The sequence below is a fragment of the Kribbella sp. genome, assembly GCF_035687465.1.
Taxonomy (GTDB): Bacteria; Actinomycetota; Actinomycetes; order Propionibacteriales; family Kribbellaceae; genus Kribbella.
In genome coordinates this window covers 1-2136 of sequence record NZ_DASRXP010000155.1, presented here as the reverse complement: position 1 = coordinate 2136, position 2136 = coordinate 1, and the positions used below count along the sequence as shown (strand labels likewise).

General features: G+C 68.8%; 3 protein-coding genes. 1 reads left to right on the top strand and 2 read right to left on the bottom strand.

Features of this window, described 5'->3' with window-relative positions:
• The coding region (locus VFG33_RS07920) for a sensor histidine kinase (RefSeq protein WP_325023980.1) at nt 1-835 on the bottom strand (835 nt) is incomplete at its 3' end.
• Between the two features lie 159 nt (nt 836-994).
• Here VFG33_RS07920 and VFG33_RS07915 point away from each other — a divergent pair.
• Nucleotides 995-1492, top strand: a complete 498-nt coding sequence (locus VFG33_RS07915) for a DUF6069 family protein (protein WP_325023978.1) — start codon at nt 995-997, stop codon at nt 1490-1492.
• Between the two features lie 21 nt (nt 1493-1513).
• Here VFG33_RS07915 and VFG33_RS07910 read toward each other — a convergent pair.
• Nucleotides 1514-2136, bottom strand: a 623-nt coding sequence (locus VFG33_RS07910) for a FadR/GntR family transcriptional regulator (protein ID WP_325023976.1), incomplete at its 5' end; no start/stop codon positions are given.

Sequence of the window (2136 nt, the reverse complement as noted above, 5' to 3'; positions counted from 1 at the left end):
CGTCGTACCGGATCTCGGTGCCGGCGTTCCGCGACTCGGCGACGAGGGCGGTCAGATCGCCGAAGGTCGGCTGCGGTCGTCCGCCGGGCAGTTCCTCGATCTCGCCGTCGCGGAGCACGCTGATCACCTCGCGCAGTTCGTCCAGCGCCTGGTGGACCCCGGACCGGATCACCCCGGCGGCCCGTGCGAGTTTCTCGGGCGACGAGTCGGGGCGGTACTCCAGTGCTCCGGCGTAGGTGGCCAGCAACGACAGCCGATGAGCCAGTACGTCGTGCATCTCGCGCGCCATCTTCGTCCGTTCGAGTGACCGGGCCTCGGCGACCCGGCGGCCCTGCTCGTTCTCGGCTCGGAGAGCGCGTTCTCGGAGCGAGTGGAGCAAGGCCCACCTTGCTTGCATCCACTGTCCCCAGCCGACGAGCGCGGCGTGGACCGCCACATCGAGCACCAGGAACCACCCCAGATCGAGTCCATCGATCGGCCGGAAGATGTTCTGGATCAGGTGACCCGCAACCCCAGTGGCCGCGACCAGGGCGGCGACCCGCAACGGACGGCGCTGCGCGACGGTCAGAGTGCCCACGGTGGAAGCCGGAGTGCCGGCCGGCGAGAGCGCTGCCAGAGCGGCGAGAACCAGCGCGGCGGAGACCGGGCGTCGCATCAGTGCAAGGACGAGCCCGCAGGAGATGACGCCGATGGTGATGTCCAGGACTAGCAAGCCCGGCGAGTGGTCGCCGGTGTACCGGCCGAGGATCGTGAACGCGGAGAACGTTCCTACGGCGCTCACGACGGCAATGTCGGCCCATCGACCCGGGGACGACGTACCGCAGATCAACTTCATGCCGCCGAGGCTAGGTGGCGTAGGGGCCGGACACCACCGACCAAAGTCGAAGCCTCGCCGACCTCCGGACGTCCCGATCCAGCCGCACGGCCGATGCCGCCAGACAGCGCTCTCCCGGAATCTTGGCCTGTCCACCAACCAGACCAGGAGGTCCACCCCATGAGCACCACCAAGCGCAGTACCAGCGAGTTGAGCACGGTCCGCCAGTTGAGCGAGGGAGCAGGCGAGAGTGTGAGTCGTCGTGAGGGAGGTGGACGGAGGAGGTTGGCGGTTGTCGGGGTGACTGTGGTTGCGGCGGTTGCCGGGTGGGCGGTGTTCTCGCAGGTTGCGGGGATCGACTTGCGAGCCGAGCAAGGGGCGACGACGTTCGACATCGGCGCTGGTTCAGTGTTCTTCGCTTCAGCTGCCATGGCCTTCGCCGGCTGGGGATTGCTCGCCTTGCTGGAGCGCCGCACGGTGAACGCCCGCAAAGTCTGGACGGTCGTCGCGATCATCGCCTGCATCACCTCGCTCAGCAGCCCGCTGTTCGGCGGCATCGGCCTCGGCGCGAAGCTCGGCCTCGCGTCCCTGCACCTCGTGGTCGGCGCGGCCGTGATCGTCGGCCTCCGCCGCACAGCACTGAGCGCCACCGAACGCTGCGTCGGGGTCGCGCGCTGACTACTGACCTTCAGGATGGGGTCAGTGCTCAGGGGAGACGCGGGCTGCGCGGTAGAAGCCTTCGATGTGCTGGGTGACGAGTTCTGCGGCGCGGTCCGGCTCGCCGGCGCGGATCGCGGCAACGATGGCGCGGTGTTCGGAGCGCAGACCGACCACGGTCGCGTCCCAGTCCGGCAGATTCGGAACCGCCGCCAGCACATACCCGTGGATGGCGGACCGAAGCGACGACATGACCGCGGCGATCAGTACGTTCCCGGCCAGCGCGGCCAACGCCACATGGAACTCCGCATCCAGCAGATGGAACTCCTCCGGCGTCAACCCCGAATCGTCCATCCGATCCAGCAACCCCTCGGCGGCAGCCAGTTTCCCCGCGGTGGCGACGGTCGAGGCGGCCTCGTGGGCGGCCCAGGATTCGAGCAGCACGCGGGTCTGGACGATGTCACCCATCGGCAGGTGGTTGGTTGCCAGATGCAACCGCAGGAGCGCGGTCAGCGGTGAGGACGGTTCCGCCACGATCACCGCACCCGAGTCCGGTCCCGATCCGGTCGCGGTCCGGACCACGCCCATCGCCTCGAGCACGCGCACCGCTTCGCGGACCGAGGGCCGGCTGATCCCGAGTTGTTCCGCCAGAGAGCGCTCCCCAG

Bases quoted from the DNA above. Each gene is read 5' to 3' on its own strand.
- VFG33_RS07915 (WP_325023978.1), top strand. From the start codon at position 995: ATGAGCACCACCAAGCGCAGTACCAGCGAGTTGAGCACGGTCCGCCAG.